This is a genomic window from Pseudomonas sp. (genome assembly GCF_046581935.1).
Classification (GTDB): domain Bacteria; phylum Pseudomonadota; class Gammaproteobacteria; order Pseudomonadales; family Pseudomonadaceae; genus Aquipseudomonas.
In genome coordinates this window covers 114,912-131,503 of record NZ_JAYGFK010000003.1, presented here as the reverse complement: position 1 = coordinate 131,503, position 16,592 = coordinate 114,912, and the positions used below count along the sequence as shown (strand labels likewise).

Here is a 16,592-nt window from a genome sequence, read left to right as displayed (position 1 = left end):
CGGCTCTCGCTACATCCATGTCGCTCCGCCCCTTACGCGGCGACTCCACTCGGCCTCCTGACGGGGCTTTGGGCGTCGTCTGCACGATCGCGATTCAAGGGCAAAGCAAAAGCCAAACGCCACACTATTTGCCGAGCCATACACAAACGTGCCAGTTCGACGTCGGCTCAATATCTCCAAAAAATGCGAAGAATTATTTTTTAGGGGCTGGCGTCCCGCCTGTGGGCGACGTATTGCGCGGGTATGGCCGTGCCGCGAGCAGGCTTTTTTGGGCAGGCAGTTTTTTCCTAGCCTGCGACTACAAAAATCATCATTTCGCTAAACCGCCGCTCTGAACAAAATGCGCCAAACACCGCCCAGCCTTGCTGCGATTGCGGAACCGCCATGATTAGACTCAGAGCAGGCACGCCATGACCGACCTAAAGCAATCCGCTTTCCCTCGCCCGGACAGGGCAGGGCAACCCACAGAAATCGATACGCTGGTGGTGGGCGCTGGCCAGGCCGGTGTCGCCATGAGTGAGCACCTGAGCAACCTCGGCGTGCCGCACCTTGTTCTGGAGCGTAAGCGCATCGCCGAAGCCTGGCGTACTGGCCGTTGGGATTCGCTGGTGACCAATGGCCCGGTTTGGCATGACCGCTTCCCCGGAATGGAATTCCCCGGTCTGGCCCCTGACGCCTTCGCCCACAAGGACCAAGTGGCGGATTACTTCGAGGCCTACGCCCAGCAGATCAACGCGCCGATCCGCACCGGCGTCGACGTGCTGCGCGTGGTACGCAATGCCGACCGTGCCGGCTTTACCGTCGAGACCTCCGAAGGAGTGATTTTGGCCAACCGCGTGGTGGTCGCCACTGGCCCGTTTCAGCGGCCGGTTATCCCGCCAATCGCCGCCCAGGACGCAGGCCTTTATCAGATTCACTCCGCCGACTACCGCAACCCGCAACAACTGCCTGAAGGCGCGGTGCTGGTGGTGGGGGCCGGTTCCTCTGGTGTGCAGATCGCCGACGAATTGCGGCGCGCCGGCAAGCAGGTTTACCTCTCGGTTGGCGCACACGACCGCCCGCCGCGCGCCTACCGCAACCGCGACTTCGTCTGGTGGCTGGGGGTGCTCGGCCTGTGGGATGCGGAAGTCGTCCAGCCGGGCAAGGAGCACGTCACTATCGCCGTCAGCGGCGCACACGGCGGCAGCACCATTGATTTTCGTCGTCTGGCCCAGCAGGGCATCACCCTGGTTGGCCTGACCCAATCGATTGCCGATGGCGTTGTCCACTTCCAGGCTAACCTGGCCGAAAACATCGCCCGTGGCGACGAAAACTACCTGTCGCTGCTCGATGCCGCCGATGCCTACATCGCCCGCAATGGCCTGGATCTGCCGGAAGAACCGCAAGCCCGCGAGCGCCTGCCCGACCCGGATTGCGTCACCCAGCCGATCCTCGAACTCGACCTGGCCAAGGCCGGCGTCAGCGCCATCATTTGGGCCACTGGTTACGCCAACGACTTCAGCTGGCTGCAGGTCGACGCCTTCGACGCCAACGGCAAACCTCAGCATCAGCGCGGTGTTTCCAGCGAGGCGGGGGTGTATTTCCTCGGCCTGCCGTGGCTGTCGCGGCGCGGCTCGACCTTTATCTGGGGCGTGTGGCACGACGCCAAACACATCGCCGGGCACATCGCCATCCAGCAAAAATACCTCGCTTATCGCGACCCTTCTCAATGCCAGGCCGAGACCGCTGCCAGCCAGCCCGTCAGCCTTTCGGGAGTTCGTTGATGCCCACCCATACCCGCATCCGCATGTTTAACACTAAAGACACCTACCCCAACCAGACCCTGGACAACGACCTCTGCCAAGCCGTGCGCGCCGGCAACACGGTGTATGTGCGCGGCCAGGTCGGCACCGACTTCGACGGCAATCTGGTTGGCCTCGGCGACCCGCGCGCGCAGGCCGAGCAGGCCATGAAAAACCTCAAGCAACTGCTGGAGGAGGCGGGCAGCGACCTGTCGCACATCGTCAAAACCACCACTTATCTAACCGACCCGCGCTACCGCGAGGCGGTCTACCAGGAGGTGGGCAAATGGCTCAAAGGCGTGTTCCCGATCTCCACCGGTTTGGTGGTTTCGGCCCTCGGCCAGCCGCAGTGGCTGATGGAGATTGATGTGATCGCCGTCATCCCCGATGACTGGCAAATCACCCCCGCCAAGGAGCTGCACGCATGACCTTCTCCATCGTTGGGCGCTGCGCCGAAACCGGCCAGCTGGGAATCGCCATCAGCTCATCGAGCATTGCTGTGGGCGCGCGTTGCCCCTGGCTGCGCGCCGGGGTTGGCGCGGTGTCGACGCAAAACATCACCTTGCCGGCCCTCGGCCCGCAGATCCTCGACCTGCTGGAAGCGGGCGAAAGCCCCAGCGCTGCCTTGGACAAAGCGCTGACCAGCAATGGTTATGGCCAGTACCGCCAGGTAACGGTGATCGACAGCCACGGCGCTTGCGCCCACTTCAGCGGCAGCGAAGCCCTCGGCGTAAACCATGCGCGGGCCGGCGAACAGTGCGTGGCCGCCGGTAACCTGCTGACGTCCCCGGCGGTCATCGACGCCATGGTTGAAGCCTTTGAACAGGTCGAGGGTGGCTTGCCGGATCGCCTCCTGGCCGCCATGCATGCCGCCATGGCGGCGGGTGGTGAGGCCGGCCCGGTGCATTCCGCCGCCATGTCGGTGGTCGGCGACCTGATCTGGCCGGTGATCGACCTGCGCGTCGACTGGGCCGACGACAACCCCATCGGTGAACTGGCCAAACTCTGGCGCGCCTATGAACCGCAAATGCATGACTACATCGTGCGCGCCCTCGACCCGACCCAAGCGCCACGCTACGGCGTACCCGGCGACGAGTAGTGAGTGCAGTCCCCCCACGGAGGCATCTGTGGGAGGGGCTTCAGCCGCGACCTTGGGGCTGCCCACGTCGCTGCTGAAGCGAGTAGGGTGGACGACGCTTTTCTCGTCCACCGGGCAACTATGGCTAAAGCGCCCTCCCAAGGGCGTACCCTGTGGCTGGGGCTTTAGCCGCGACCCTTGCTGCTGTCGCCGCTGAATCGCCAGACGGGATGTACAGCGTTATCAATCACCCCTTGCATCGGTAATTGCCCCATGCCCACCAGCCGCGCCCTGCTTGCCGACCTGATTGCCTTCGACACCACCAGCCGCGAGTCCAACCTGGCGCTGATCAGCTACGTGCGCGACTACCTGGCCAGCCTCGGCATCGCCAGCGAGCTGCTGTTCAATGCCGAGCGCAGCAAAGCCAACCTGCATGCCCGGCTTGGCCCGCCCGGTGCCGGCGGGGTGATGCTCTCCGGCCACAGCGACGTGGTGCCGGTAGACGGCCAAAACTGGAGCGTGCCGCCGTTCCAACTCAGCGAGCGCGACGGCCGCCTGTACGGCCGTGGTACGGCGGACATGAAAGGTTTTATCGCCTGCGTACTGGCCGCGCTGCCGCAGTTCCTGCAACAACCGCTGCGCCTGCCGCTGCATATCGCCATCTCCTACGACGAGGAAATTGGCTGCCTCGGCGTGCGTAGCCTGGTTGAACAACTGCGCGCCAGCCCGGATCGGCCGGCGATCTGCCTGATCGGCGAACCCACCGAGATGCGCCCGGTGCTCGGTCACAAAGGCAAATTGGCCATGCGCTGCGAAGTTCACGGCGCGGCCTGCCATTCGGCCTACGCCCCGCACGGCGTCAACGCCATTGAATACGCCGCCAAACTGATCGGCCACCTCGGCGAAATTGGTGCGCAACTGGCCGCACCGGAACGCCACGACCCACGCTTCGATCCGCCGTATTCCACCGTGCAAACCGGGCTGATCAGCGGCGGCCGTGCGCTGAACATCGTCCCAGCAGAATGCCGCTTCGACTTTGAAATGCGCGCCTTACCGGCCGACGACCCGCAGCACGTCGCCGCCGAACTGCAGGCTTATGCCGAACGCGAACTGCTGCCACAGATGCGCGCAGTCAGCGCCGCCAGTGCTATTCGCTTTAGTGAACTGTCCAGCTACCCCGGCCTACTCACCGACCCAAACAGCGCCGCCGCGCGCCTGCTGGCGCTGCTCTGCGGCCATGCAGACTTCGCCACCGTGGCCTTCGGCACCGAAGGCGGCCTATTTGACGCCGCCGGCATCGCCACCGTCATCTGCGGCCCTGGCAGCATGGAGCAGGGGCACAAGCCGGATGAATTCGTCAGCCTCGCCCAGCTCGATGCTTGTGATGCATTGCTGGGTAAGTTGGCGAAGTGGATGCAGGGCTGAGTACGTAACCTGGTGCTGCCGGTTGGTCGATAAGTCTCTATCGCCCGGCGCTGACGCCGAGATGGACCTGATAGCCGACTTGCTTTTTGCCTGTAGAGAAGCGTCACATACCGTACAGCCCCAGGAGGTGTTCCATGCAAGAGTTGATTGCACTCGTCGGCATCACGATGGCCTTGGGGCTGGGGGCTGCCAGTCCTGGCCCCAGCTTTGTGATGGTTGCCAGGGAGGCGGTAGCAACCTCACGCCTCAACGCGCTCGCTGCCGCGCTTGGTATGGGGCTGGGCGGCGTTATCTTCGCGGCTGCGGCCCTACTCGGGCTCCAGGCGATGTTCCAGGCGGTGCCGATGGCCTACCTGCTGTTTAAGGTACTCGGCGGCCTCTATTTGGCCTATCTCGGCTACCGCATTTACCGGGGTGCCCGCGAGCCGCTGTCGGTTAGCGTTACGGCTACAGTCACTGCCCGGCCGATACGGCGCTCGTTTCTGCTGGGCCTTACCACCCAAGTCAGCAACCCGAAAACCGCCATCGTCTACGCCAGCGTATTCGCCTCCTTTCTCCCCGCAGCGGTGTCTTGGTCACTGGCTGTGGGGCTGGTGCTCTGCGTCTTTGCCGTCGAATTCGGTTGGTATGCCTTCGTCGCGGCACTCCTGTCCGCCCCCGCACCTCGGCGTGCCTACCTGCATTACAAGAGCACCATCGACCGGCTGGCCGGAACCATCATGATCGGGCTCGGCATTCGCCTTGTTACCAGCGGTGCGCAGTCTTAGGCCTCGTTGGTCATTGGAAAAAGGCGTGGATTTATTTTTACGTCAGCTGTATTCGAGCAACCAATAAGTCTGTCGCTGCTTGTTCTTTTGTTGCCGGTTCAGGCTTTGCTCAAGCGGCAACTGAGCGCGCAATGGTCGGATACGCCGGTACTCAGACGGACGTTTTCCAGCCGGTAGCCCGGCGTGTGGAACAGCCCGTCGACCATAAACGGAATGTCTCCGGCGCGGTGCAGCGAGCCGTCAATGCTGCTGGTGTAGTGCGCCGGTATGCCATCGATCAAGTGCGCGGCGATCAGGTCGAAGGTGGCGCGGCCGCGCGGGGCGTTGAAGTCGCCTACCAGCAGCAGGTCGCCAGCCTGCTGGGCTTGCGCCTGAGCTAGGCGAATCAGCTTGCCGGCACTTTCCCGCTGGTATGCGGTGGAAGTGCCAAGTGGGGTCACGTTGAGGTGGGTGACTGCGATGCGTAAGCCCTGGAGGGTAGCGCTCAGCATGACTTCGGCGATGCTCAACGGGTCGGCTGTGCGCTGGCCCTGCGTGCTGAAGAAGGTGATTTCGCGAATGTCCTGCGCGCTGCCTGAGTAGTAGTCGACGGCCACATCCGTCAATGCGTCTGCGCGGGCGATCATACCGACGCCGACCACATCCGCAGGCTCTTCCCCCGGATGGAGCATCATTGGCGCGAAGTGCAGGCGACCGCCCATCAGCGCTTCGAAGAAGCCAATGTCGCGCTCGCAGAGCTCCTGCAGGCAGAGCAGATCCGGGCGCTCACGCTTGACGAAGGCCTCGACGCGCGGCAAGTGCCTGGAGCGTTCGATGTTGATGGACGCGATATTGAGCGGCATGGGATCAGTCGGCGATGACGGCACGGGGTGCTTCGCGAGCGATGAAAAACCGCTGCGCTGGGTTGCCGAAGTGTACCAGACGCCCGTCATAGAAGGCCGGGCCTATTATTGTTACAAGGCTACTTCAGAGCATCCTTAGGCCTACCATTTTCTAAATGGAATTGCGGCAATTAATGGGAATCAGAGGAACATGGGACGGGTTTATTTTCAGGTCAGTCGGATTAGGCCAATCAATAAATTGGTCCTCTTTTGCGATCATTTTTTATTAAAAATAAAAACTCATGCTGGGCTATGAGTTCTATCTTCTGGCCAAGGGTTACTTTTGCCAAAAATAGCCTCAATGCCACATTTTATTTCCGATATATCATCCAGATAAAGTACCCTGAGATTTTTTATCGCTCTTGAGCAGGCCACATAGAGTAAGTTTTTGGTATTAATATGTATTTCTTCCTGCTCTGGATTAGCAAATAGAAGCTCTATTCCCTTCACCTCTTGTTGTACAACCTTGAAGTAGTTTTTAAATTTATCTCTGTTCTTACTGCCAAAGCTATGCTCAAGAATGATAGCTACATTCTTATACTCTTCACCCTTAGTTCCATGATATGTATGGTAACTAATTTCATCAGCTTCGATACCTTTAATGAAATTGACCCAGTTTGTTAAGGATGCGATTGGTAATGATAGAATGCTGTCTATCTTTTCATTGGCTTTATCTTCATCTTCCGAATCTTCATTCATTAGTGTATTGATGCTGTCTGATAGTGTTTCTCTGAATATTTCTCCAGAAGACAATTTGACTTGCTCGTAGTTGATGCGGTTAATTAACGCTTTAGCTAATTCGTTTTTAACATGGCTATTTTCAAGCCGCTCAATTATTAAATTCGTCCAGTCTTTTAATAATGAGACTTTTTCATTCTTTAATTCGCCGATAACCAAGCATGCTTTGGAAAAAGCCATGTTTTTACCTGATGATCCAAAAACATCATGGTACGAAATTTCCCCTTGCTGTATGTCTTGATAAAAATTAATAAGGTGGTAGATAGTTAAAATAGTTGGGTGTAGCTTTTCTAACTGTTGAGATAGAACCTGGGTGTTTAGGTTGTCGTGAAAGATTGATGACTTTTGATAAGCATCATAAACATCGCCAAACCCATTAAAACTTGCCATGAGTTTATTTGTTAATACCAAACAGTGGATTTTATTCTCGTCATCAGCCAGGTCTCCTTGCGTTCCATTCTCTTTGATAAGATCATTTCTATACTCGGCTAGAAAACTTCGAGCTGTAGCTAATTTTTCTTCTGAGTTGTTATGTGAAAAAAGCACTGATCCAGTATTTCGCTCCTTAAAGATTGGTACTTGGACTATGTTGTCGGCGCGAATATTGTTGGCAGTATTGATAATTTGCTGATGCGAACGGCGATTGAATATCTTGTCGATATTTTTTAGACCTGCATGAAGCACTTCGATATTTCGGCCAATGCCATCATCATAAATGCTCTGTGCAGTATCACCAAAGTAACCAACCATCCAGTTTCTATTATTTTTAATCGCGTAGTCATGAAGAATTTTTAAAAATTTCACCACGTTACAGTGTGTGTCCTGATATTCATCGATAAAGAAGTAGGGGTAGCTGTCAATAATTATACGACAAAGAATCGGATAGTTTTCGACGAGTTTCAAACCATACTCAAGCAGAGTGTCATGGCTAAATTTCATGTAGTGAAGTCTGTCTAGATTTACCTTGCTGTCATAACTTACACGGTTTTCCTCTCCAGCATCAATTCTCTCAAGGCACTCTTCAAGCCTTTGTTTTTTATATAGCAAGCTGACAAGGAATTTAAATTTCTCTAAATTTTTCAGGCAGGTATCTAGAAATGCGGGCTGATTAATTCCTGTGTTTTTATAGGCGGCTCTAAAAGATGCAGAGTTTAGTTTTTTAGAGTGATAGAAAAGCTCTTTTGTTTGCTTGGCAAACTCAATAAATTCTTGTTGCTGTACCTTATCAAGGTCGTTAAAGAATTTAGCTTTCTCAGAGAGTGATAAATCTTGGTTGATTTGCTTTATAACTGCCACTATTTTTTCTTGGTGACATATTAAAAGCTGTGGTTGAGCTATTTTTATTATTTCCCATAGTCTTTCATGAATAGTTGAAACGTGTGCTGTTTCAGAGTTTCCTAATCGAGTATTTATTTCATTCACCGCAACGTTGGTATAGGTGATACATGCTACTTTTTGTGAGCTTTTGTTGGCTGCAATTTTATTGATGGTGACATGTTTTAGAGTTTCTATCAGTGCGTAGGTTTTTCCCGCGCCGGCCCCTGCATTAAAACGAAAACTTTTAAAATCATCGATATGACTCTCAATGCTTTTCTGAATCTCCAGCTCCGCTCTCTCATTTGGCGTCATCAGATATAATCCCCGTGCTTTAAGTTTTCTATTCCCAGTCTTCTACAATCCCTACCTAGGTTTTAATTGATGAGAGCGCGTCATTGGTTTGCAGTTTAGTAACTAACCAATTTAAACCGCTTTCTAGGTAGTTGGGTAATTTCGGTAAGTCTTCACCTTCGACTGAAGAAAGAAAACTAAAAAGCAATTTGTTGGAGAAATCACTTTTACTGTCTGATAGTTTTTTCTGGAGTTTATACGAGTTGTGAATCAGGTTAGCTCGTGCTTCTTTTCCACCTGTACTTAAAATCTCGTTATATATATCAGGCTTACAGCCTGAAATTACATTATTAATAATATCGTTTTGGTAGTTTGTTAAGATTAATGCCTCTTCTAAGCTGGTTGCGTATTGCTTTTCAATTGGATCTTTTTGGAATACTACATAAAGGTTGTCGTCTTCAAAGAACTGGATGTCTTCAATTAGATCCGCTTCACTTTCGAGTTTATTACCTATCTGCTGATTAAACGCTTTAAGTGTTGCATTGGTTGTTTTGCGTCCATTAAGGCTAGTGATTTGATTATATTCTGGAGCATTTCCTGGCGCGCAAGGTGTCTTATCCGTTTTAGCCTTATGGCTACACACACCACAAGATTCATTATCTTTGTGTTTTTCGTTCTTCTCGCATTTCTCACGTTTGATATCTAAGTCGGTCACAATCAAACTTGGAATGCTAAGTTTTTTCGCCAGTGGAAGATACAATTTGCCGTGCGCGCCATTGATATTAAATACTGAAATATAGTGTTTGCTAAGAGTAGGGTGTTTTTCTAGATAATAACTTAACAGTGTTTCTTCTGTGATGCCCTCAACGAAAATAATCGCGTCAGAAAAGAATAGCTCAGAGACTTTGTACTTTATATGTTTCTTGATGAAGTTAAGCTTTTTGTTAGCGTCAATGCCATCGTCAGAAACAACAGCGTCATCAGTCAAGTTTATGGCTTTAGTGCATTTATTGACTGAGGTTAAATAGTTTAGATTGTTGAAGGTGTTGCTGCTGTGAATTTTACTGTTGACGATGTGAGAGGAATGAGTGGTAATCGCAATCTGACACTGTAGTGTTTTTTCATGTGCTGAAGACGCATTTGCAATTTCCAGAGCCTTTATTACTGCATTATCAATACGCTTAATGAAAAATTCCTGCATCTGAGGGTGCATGAACGCTTCTGGTTCTTCAATAAAGAGAAGATTTATGCGACTAAAATGGCTTTTGTCTTCATAGCTATCAACAAAATGGATGATCTCACCAATAATATTTAGTAGGTTGATATAGCCTAAGCCAAATTGATCCTCAGGAATATAATCATTGCCATCCATAAAATTATATTTTATCAGTCCTTTCATTATCGCATCGTAAGTAACGTTGCCCGAAAGGCTCATCTCAACCTTGTTGCTGCTTTCCACCTCTCCTAAGACTTTAGAAATATCACCACTCTTAGAACCTACATCGTCAGATATGAGTTTGTTTATCGACTCTATGCTTGCTGCCAATTTTGAGCGAGAGGTAACGTCATTGGTAAACTGAAAGGAAACTATTTTATTAAATACACTGGTCAGCACGCCATCTTTAAGGTGGCGATTGGCTTTGATTTCTTTAATGTGTATTAGCTCTTTAAGAGAAAACTTTTCTGTTGCATCTCCTATGAGGTCAATAAATTTAAACTGATAAATATTGCCCGCTGTTTGGTATGGGTTATTTTCTTTTGAAAGCAATTTGTAAAATTTCGAAAACTGCTGTGTTCCGTCTAGTTTGTTATTCTCCGAGTCAATGGCTTCAAGAATTTCTTTGATTTTTGCTTTGAAAGCAGACTCCTCTGTAAGTACTACTTTAACCTTAATGCATACACTAACTGGTTCCCCATTGCTCTTTTCACTAATTGACATAAAAGGAGCGAGGTGAGTAATTAAGTCTTCATCGTTAAAGTCCACTTTAATCTTTAAAGTAAACTCTAAGTTCGGTGTTTCTAAATTTTCGAATTTTGTCTTTTGATTTTTTTCAAAATCTTGCTTGTATTGATTGAATAGCTCATTTAAATAGGAAAGATTGAAATCTGATGCCGATGGCTGCTCATTTTGGCATAGCATTTTTAATGCATTGACGACGGTAGTTTTGCCGGAGTTATTCTTGCCGATGATTAAAGTTGTTGAAGGTGCAATCACTGACTCTGGTTGATTTCCTTCAGTGCTCATATTAATAATTTTAGGTTTAACGAAGCATACCGTATTGTCTGTAGATCGGAACTTGCGGTAGTTCTTTATGGTTAGACTTTCTAAATACACTGGCTTTCTTCCTATAGATAGATGGTCAACGCTTTCTGAAATCTAACGCCTCGTTATGCTGTTGGAATAATTCTAGTTAAAGGGGAGGATTAATAATCTAGCGGCCAGCTCAATTCGAATTGACAAGAAATAAATTACTCCAGCCCCTTTAGTATTCCTTTATCTACACGCGTCTTAAGATTTTCCGAGCTACTTATTTTTCATCGGGCAGTTTCTAGCGTCGTGGTTTCTACCATTGCAAATGCTACACCTTCGTGCGTCTGGGCAAGTTTGTGCGTTGTGGCCGGATTTGTTACATACAGAACAGCGTGAAACATTGGGGCAGTTTCTGAGAGTGTGGTTTCCTGCACCACAAGCACTACATGACATAGCTTAATTTCCTTTGAATTTATTTAGGGTAAGTGAACTTATATTTTTGGTCTTTATAGGCCAGGGTCGTTTCAGTAATTATTAATCTTCTATATTCCTATCTTTTAGTATTGCGGACGCTGCTGCTTTTTCAGCGAAAGATCCATTCTCTTTGAGATTTTTAAGCTTCTTTTCGCTGGACTCAAAGTGTTTTTCTTTTTGTTCTGATATTTCTTTCCCTTTTTCTACTGCGGTCTTTCCTGCAAATAGTATTGTATTAAACAATGTCTTCCCAAAAAGTTTTGCACCAGCAATAGATTTCTCTTTGGCTCCTAATGCATCGCCTATATCGTTGGTGGCTTGTTTTAGATCGAAATATTCAAGTTTTATATTTTGAGTTTTTTCTTCTTCTTCCATTGAGAGAGTTTCCTTGTGCATTTGATAGCCCTAACTAAATTTAGGGTTGAAGTGAGATATTTAGCCCCTAGAGCTAATTTGGGTTTGCTATCATCGAATGGTGACGTATTATCCGCGGCTGACTATGGCCTCGTTTAATGAGGTGATTACATTGGCTATATATTCTTTTTCTTCGCTTACCAGTGCCTGATTTTCACCGGATGAGGTGTTTAAAATCACAGAATATTTTTCTTTATTACCTATCCATACCAATGCAGCTATCGCTAGCGCTACTATGCCAGCTATGAAAATCCATCCACTCCCAAATAAACAAAGTAAACCTATAGCTGCGATAACTATTGACGCGCCTCTATCTGGAGGTGTGACGCCAGATTTCACAGAGGTCACGTTGCTCATTGCATACGTCTGGCCGTCGACAATAAACCGGCTGTTGCTTACGCTGACATTTCCTTGGTTGAAGAAGATTGTTTCGTCCATTTTTATATCTCCGGTTGTGGGTTAATTAAGGTTTGCTCATGGGGTTAAAGGGGGCGGAGTGAATGTTCTTGCAGGCTGGTAATTCCTGGTTGGTCAAAATTAAATCACTATGACCCCGTTAGCTTCGTGAGCGAATCGGGCGATTTGAAACAGTTTTTATGTAAGCTGTTCAAGGTCAAAAACATAGGATAGCTGACCAAATCTTCCAGATTTTTCTTCGGCCTCTTTAAGAATCTCAGGTGCATTAGTCCCACCAGTACACTTAAAAACTCCGATATAGCGATAGTCTTTACTTTTTTTGTTAGGCTTTGTGAATACCGGAAATTCATTTTCAGGTTGAGAAATAATAAGTTCAGCTTTTCTAATAACTTTACTCGCGCTACCTGCTTGAATTTGTAAAGGGCAGTTTGGGTTCAATTCTTTATTAAAGCACCCAGCAAGAATACGGTTATTCCTTTGCGGTAAATACGTCTGGATTTCTCCGCCTACCAAACTCTGAATTTCGGTTCTTGAGTACACTCTGTCTTTGTCAAACATCTGAATTCCATTGGGTTAAATGACTAACGGTTATACGAGTATTTCTCACGAATACATTACGAGAAATTCCACATAGCAATGCCGTCGATCTCCGATGGCTTCTATAAAGTTCATTCGTATCAATCGTTTTCCCGCCCTTGGTGAGTCCATAGTGCGCATTAGCGCGACTCCCACATTTCACACAGCCATAACCACCACCGCCATCCACGCTCGAATACGAGTCGCCAAGCAGTGTTGCGCCAGTGCAGAAAAGAGTAGGGGTGTTCGAGAGGGGGATGTTGCGCATTCCAAACTCCCTTTGGTTGCGGCTGGTAGTGGCAGTTGGCCTGCCTGTTCGCTGCGACATTAAGCATTTGCCGTGTAAACGGCAAGCAGCGCATGCGGGCGCTGTTTTAGCGCCTGGTAGGTTTTTGCTGGTTTTTAAACTGCTGGTTGGTGGTGGTGCGCTGCCGCCGTTGAGCGGCGCTAACCTAATTTGTCAGTTCATCACGGCCCCGGCCTACGCAGGTTTAACCGGCTGGGTATCGCTGCGCTTGGCTATGTGGCGAAGGCCAACGCGCAGCAGGTCATGAACAGGTTCTTACGCCTCGCTCGGCGCGGCGGGTGCCATCTGTTCTTTGCAGTAATCCACAAACAACTGCGCCGGTTTGGTCAGTTGTGCGCGTTTTAGCCAGCCGGCTACCAGGCCGGAGCCGGTGACGTCTTCGGTGATGTCGACGCAGACCACTTCTTTGCCATCGTAGGTGGTGTTGCCGTAGGGGCGGGTGACCAGGACGGAGAAGCCGAAGCCCTGGCCGACCATGCCGCGTACCATTTCTATCGATGGCGAGCTGAAAACGATATTGGGCGAAAGGCCGAGTTCTTCGAAGATGCTCACGAAGTAGGTGCGGCTGGGTTGCACGTCGAGCAGGATCATCGGTTCCAGCGCCAGGTCGCGCAGTGACACTTGGCTTTGCGCGGCAAAGCGGTGGCCGGCGGGCAGCAGGGCGTAGGGCCGTTGCGGGGGCATAAGGGGGTCGGTTTCGATGGTGCTGTCGAGGTCGTGCTCGTAGAAAATCGCCAGGTCAAAGCGCCCGCCGGTGAGGCCTTGCACCAGCTCTTGTTGCTCGCCGTCGTGCAGGCGGATTTCTACACCGGGGTAGCGTTGGCCGAAGCCGGCGATCAGGCTCGGCAATATCAACGGGGCGACGGTCTCAAAGCAGCCGATATCGATCTGCCCGGCCACTACGTCGTTGTCGGCCAGGGCGTTTTGTTCAAACTCATGGGCCATGCGCAGCAGCTTTTGCGCTTTGCGGTAAAAGCGCGCGCCACCGGGCGTCAGCGATACGCCCTGGGCGTGGTGGCGGATAAACAGTTGTACGCCAAAGCTCTCTTCCAGGCCTTTGATGGCGGTGGAGATCGACGGTTGGGCGATGTACAGCTTGCGCGATGCTTCGGCGACGCTGCCGCATTCCACGGTGGTGACGAAGTACCTGAGTTGACGCAGGGTATAGGAAGCCACGCAAAACCTCGGTTGAACTGTGCTTGCTGGTGAGTGCACCTTAACCCGTTGGCCACGGCAGCGCGGTGCGGGCGGGTGAGCATTTTGTTCGGCAGCGACGATATTTTTGCTGGCCGCCTGCGGAGCGATTCCTGCTTGCAAGAGCCATACACGATCACACGAAGGAGACTCACTATGCGCTTGGCCCTGTGGCAAACCCAAGGCTTCCCTGCCGATATCAACGCCAATCTGTTGGCCTTGGATGTGCAGTTGCGCGCTGCCGCTGTGGCGGGTGCGCAGTTGCTGTTGTGCCCGGAGCTGTGGCTAGGCGGTTATCAGGTGCCGCAGCAAATGGCGGCGCTGGCCGAGGATGCCGACGGTCCATCTGCGCAGCGGATAGCCGAGTTGTGCCGCAGCTATGGCGTGGCGGTTTGTTATGGCTACGCCGAGCGCCACGAGGATGGGCAGCGGCCGTATAACGCGGCGCAGTTGATTGATGCCGATGGGCAGCGCTTGGCCAACTACCGCAAGACGCATTTGTTTGGGGCCATGGAGCACGAGCTGTTTACCCCAGGCGACTGCCTGCAAGCGCCGGTGGAATGGCTGGGCTGGCGTATTGCGCTGTTGATTTGCTTCGACGTGGAGTTCCCGGAAACCGTGCGCACGCATGCCCTGGCAGGTGCCGAACTGGTGCTGATCCCTACCGCGTTGACCCCCGAGTACCGCACGGTGCCGGAGCTGATTGTGCCAACACGGGCGGTGGAGAATCAGTTGTTTGTCGCCTACTGCAACCACAGTGGCGTGGAGAACGGCTTGGTGTTTCTCGGTGGCTCCTGCGTTGCCGCGCCCAATGGCGAACGCCTCGGGGTGTTGGCCGGTGGCGAGGGCTTATTGCTGATTGATCTGGATCGCGCGCCGCGTGAGCAGTGGCGCGCGCAGTTTCCTTACCTGGAAGGACGCCGTCCGGCGTTGTACGGCGCACTCGTCACGCGCTGAAACGGTGCGGGCCTGGCACCTCGCTGAGCGCTGCCAGGTAGCGCTGCGCCAGCCGCAGTCGCCACTGCGCTAATGGCTGCACGCTAATAACGCGTAGCGCACCAAGGTGGTGCGGGTGTGACCAGCTTTTTCGTATGTCCCGATGATATTTTTAATATTTTTCCTATCCCCAGGCTTGAGCCACCATCGACTCGCAGCAGCAATCAATCGGCGAGAAGGGGATAGCGGTGTACGAATTCAGCGACTGGCAACAACGGGCGCAGCAGCAACGCTTTATCACCACGGCGCTGATCAATGGTCAGCCTGTGGCGGCGCAGTCGGGCGCGACCTTTGCCTCGATCAACCCGGCCACCGGCCAACTGCTGGCTAACGTCGCCGCCTGTGATGCGGCTGATGTTGACCTGGCGGTGCGTGCCGCGCGGCAAGCCTTCGAGGCGGGCGACTGGTCGCAACGGGCACCGGTCGAGCGCAAGCAGGTGCTGCTGAAACTCGCCGACTTGATTATGGCCAACCGCGATGAGCTGGCCCTGCTCGACTCGCTGAACATGGGCAAGCCGGTGATGGACGCCTGGAATATCGACGTGCCCGGCGCGGCCGGGGTGTTCCGCTGGTACGCGGAAAGCCTCGATAAGCTCTACGACGAAGTCGCGCCGAGCGCGCGCAACGTGCTCGCCACCATCACCCGTGAAGCGCTGGGCGTGGTTGCGGCCGTGGTGCCGTGGAACTTCCCCCTGGATATGGCCGCCTGGAAGCTCGCCCCGGCGCTGGCGGCGGGCAATTCGGTAATCCTCAAACCGGCTGAGCAATCGCCGTTTTCCGCGTTGCGTTTGGCGGAGTTGGCATTGGAAGCGGGCATCCCGGCTGGCGTGTTCAATGTGCTCCCCGGCCTTGGCGAAACCGCCGGCAAAGCCCTCGGCCTGCATATGGATGTCGATTGCCTGGCCTTCACCGGATCCACGGAAGTGGGCAAATACTTTATGGGCTACTCGGCGCAGTCCAACCTCAAGCAGGTGTGGCTGGAGTGCGGCGGCAAGAGCGCCAATCTGGTGTTTGCCGATTGTCAGGATTTGGACTTGGCCGCCGAGAAGGCCGCGTTCGGCATCTTCTTCAATCAGGGCGAAGTTTGCTCGGCCAATTCGCGCTTGCTGGTCGAGCGCAGCATTCACGATGAATTCGTTGAGCGCCTGCTGATTAAGGCCCGCGACTGGCAGCCGGGCGACCCGCTGAACCCGGCTAGCCGCGCCGGTGCCATCGTTGAGTCGCGGCAAACTGCACGCATCATGGAATTTATCGGCAGCGCCCAAGCCGACGGCGCGTGCCTCGCGTGCGGTGGCCAACAGCTGAGCTTCAACGGCGCGGACAACTTTATTACGCCGACCATCTTCACCGGCGTGTCGCCAGCCAGCCGACTGGCCCGTGAAGAGGTGTTTGGCCCGGTGCTGGCGGTGACGCCCTTCGACAGCGAAGCGCAAGCCGTGCAACTGGCCAACGACAGCATTTATGGCTTGGCTGCTTCGGTCTGGAGCGACGACCTCAACCGTGCCCACCGCGTGGCGCGCCGCCTCAAGGCCGGCACCGTGTCGGTGAACACCGTTGATGCGCTGGACGTCAGTACGCCGTTCGGTGGCGGCAAGCAGTCGGGCTTCGGCCGCGACCTGTCGCTGCATTCGTTCGACAAGTACACCCAATTGAAAACCACCTGGTTCCAGCTGCGCGGATAGCCG

14 protein-coding genes are annotated in these 16,592 nt (G+C 52.9%); 7 read left to right on the top strand and 7 right to left on the bottom strand.

Annotated features, from left to right (window positions below; genetic code table 11):
* Nucleotides 1-410 precede the first annotated feature (410 nt).
* From VCA57_RS02630 to VCA57_RS02610, 5 genes are all read left to right on the top strand, one after another.
* Nucleotides 411-1,763 (top strand): flavin-containing monooxygenase, encoded by a 1,353-nt coding sequence (locus tag VCA57_RS02630; protein ID WP_411183406.1) that lies wholly within the window; start codon nucleotides 411-413, stop codon nucleotides 1,761-1,763.
* The gene (locus VCA57_RS02625) at nucleotides 1,763-2,209 is read left to right on the top strand and encodes a RidA family protein (RefSeq protein WP_411183405.1); all 447 of its coding nucleotides are present in this window, start codon (nucleotides 1,763-1,765) and stop codon (nucleotides 2,207-2,209) included. The genes VCA57_RS02630 and VCA57_RS02625 overlap by 1 nt, the downstream gene beginning before the upstream one ends.
* A complete protein-coding gene (locus VCA57_RS02620) occupies nucleotides 2,206-2,880 on the top strand; it encodes a DUF1028 domain-containing protein (protein WP_411183404.1) in 675 nt (224 codons plus the stop codon). Before VCA57_RS02625 ends, VCA57_RS02620 begins: the two co-directional genes overlap by 4 nt.
* Before the next feature lie 252 nt (nucleotides 2,881-3,132).
* Complete coding sequence (gene argE / locus VCA57_RS02615) at nucleotides 3,133-4,284, top strand: acetylornithine deacetylase (RefSeq protein WP_411183403.1); 1,152 nt, start codon at nucleotides 3,133-3,135, stop codon at nucleotides 4,282-4,284.
* Nucleotides 4,285-4,418: 134 nt separating this feature from the next.
* Nucleotides 4,419-5,051, top strand: a complete 633-nt coding sequence (locus tag VCA57_RS02610; RefSeq protein ID WP_411183402.1) for a LysE family translocator — start codon at nucleotides 4,419-4,421, stop codon at nucleotides 5,049-5,051.
* A gap of 98 nt (nucleotides 5,052-5,149) precedes the next feature.
* On the opposite strand, the gene VCA57_RS02605 is transcribed toward VCA57_RS02610, so the two are convergent.
* The 7 genes from VCA57_RS02605 to VCA57_RS02575 all read right to left on the bottom strand — a co-directional run bounded on the left by VCA57_RS02605 (nucleotide 5,150) and on the right by VCA57_RS02575 (nucleotide 13,893).
* Nucleotides 5,150-5,893 carry an endonuclease/exonuclease/phosphatase family protein gene (locus VCA57_RS02605; RefSeq protein WP_411183401.1) on the bottom strand — a complete coding sequence of 248 codons (744 nt, stop codon included), beginning with the start codon at nucleotides 5,891-5,893 and terminating at the stop codon, nucleotides 5,150-5,152.
* Nucleotides 5,894-6,172: 279 nt separating this feature from the next.
* Entirely contained in the window at nucleotides 6,173-8,299 is a 2,127-nt protein-coding gene (locus VCA57_RS02600; RefSeq protein ID WP_411183400.1) for a UvrD-helicase domain-containing protein, read from the bottom strand.
* Between the two features lie 55 nt (nucleotides 8,300-8,354).
* Nucleotides 8,355-10,613, bottom strand: a complete 2,259-nt coding sequence (locus VCA57_RS02595) for an AAA family ATPase (RefSeq protein ID WP_411183399.1) — start codon at nucleotides 10,611-10,613, stop codon at nucleotides 8,355-8,357.
* Between the two features lie 450 nt (nucleotides 10,614-11,063).
* On the bottom strand, nucleotides 11,064-11,378 hold the full coding sequence (locus tag VCA57_RS02590; RefSeq protein WP_411183398.1) for a hypothetical protein: 315 nt from the start codon (nucleotides 11,376-11,378) through the stop codon (nucleotides 11,064-11,066).
* Nucleotides 11,379-11,486: 108 nt separating this feature from the next.
* Complete coding sequence (locus VCA57_RS02585) at nucleotides 11,487-11,855, bottom strand: DUF6232 family protein (protein WP_411183397.1); 369 nt, start codon at nucleotides 11,853-11,855, stop codon at nucleotides 11,487-11,489.
* Nucleotides 11,856-12,011: 156 nt separating this feature from the next.
* Nucleotides 12,012-12,392, bottom strand: a complete 381-nt coding sequence (locus VCA57_RS02580; RefSeq protein ID WP_411183396.1) for a hypothetical protein — start codon at nucleotides 12,390-12,392, stop codon at nucleotides 12,012-12,014.
* 580 nt (nucleotides 12,393-12,972) lie between these two features.
* Nucleotides 12,973-13,893: a LysR family transcriptional regulator gene (locus tag VCA57_RS02575; protein ID WP_411183395.1), complete on the bottom strand. Its 921-nt coding sequence runs from the start codon at nucleotides 13,891-13,893 to the stop codon at nucleotides 12,973-12,975.
* A gap of 174 nt (nucleotides 13,894-14,067) precedes the next feature.
* Between VCA57_RS02575 and VCA57_RS02570 the strand changes: the two genes are divergently transcribed.
* Both VCA57_RS02570 and VCA57_RS02565 read left to right on the top strand, forming a co-directional pair.
* Nucleotides 14,068-14,868 carry a carbon-nitrogen hydrolase family protein gene (locus VCA57_RS02570; protein WP_411183394.1) on the top strand — a complete coding sequence of 267 codons (801 nt, stop codon included), beginning with the start codon at nucleotides 14,068-14,070 and terminating at the stop codon, nucleotides 14,866-14,868.
* A gap of 227 nt (nucleotides 14,869-15,095) precedes the next feature.
* The gene (locus tag VCA57_RS02565; protein ID WP_411183393.1) at nucleotides 15,096-16,589 is read left to right on the top strand and encodes an aldehyde dehydrogenase; all 1,494 of its coding nucleotides are present in this window, start codon (nucleotides 15,096-15,098) and stop codon (nucleotides 16,587-16,589) included.
* Nucleotides 16,590-16,592 lie beyond the last annotated feature (3 nt).